Raw genomic sequence first — 710 nt, forward strand, 5'->3', positions numbered from 1 at the left:
TTGAAGCGGGCGCAAATGACGGTTTTGCTTATCCAATAGTATTTTTGGCGCTTTACCTGTTGGGCGCAGAAGGCGGTGGAGACCTTTCCCAATGGCTTACAAAAGTGCTGCTTTACGAGAATATTCTCTGTGCCATCCTCGCCTACGGAGTAGGCTATGGCTGCGGATTCCTGATGAAGAAGACTCACAAAGCAGGATTCCTTAATGAGAAAACGCTCCTCTCCTTTTCTATAGGTGTTGCGCTACTTCTTCTGGGAGGTTTTCACCTGCTCAAAATGAATGCGATTATCGCAGTCTTTGTTGGCGGCTTCGCCTTCGCAAAAGATATTACTGCAAATGAGGACCTAAAAGAAGAGCAAGTTCAGGAGACGATGGAAAGACTTACAACCATACCGGTATTTTTTATCCTGGGACTAATGCTGCCCTGGCAGGAGTGGTACAGTATGGGCTGGACTTCGGTTTGGATAGTGATCCTTATCCTTTTCCTTAGAAGAATACCGGCACTTTTACTCCTCATGCCGGTTATGCCGCAATTCCGGAAGAAGATTTATAGTGTGCTACTTATGGGCTGGTTTGGACCCATAGGAGTTGCCGCGCTGTACTACGCGGTGCTTTCTAAGGACAAGGCGCATCTTGAAGATGCCTGGATCGTCCCCAGTCTAATCGTAGTAGCTTCCACAGTTGTTCATGGATTGACCAGTGTTCCTCTT

General features: G+C 47.3%; 1 protein-coding gene. It reads left to right on the top strand.

Going from position 1 to position 710, the window contains the following annotated elements:
* The coding region (locus tag HC175_RS15880; RefSeq protein WP_209310021.1) for a cation:proton antiporter domain-containing protein at positions 1-710 on the top strand (710 nt) is incomplete at both ends.

It is taken from the genome of Salinimicrobium oceani (assembly GCF_012037645.1).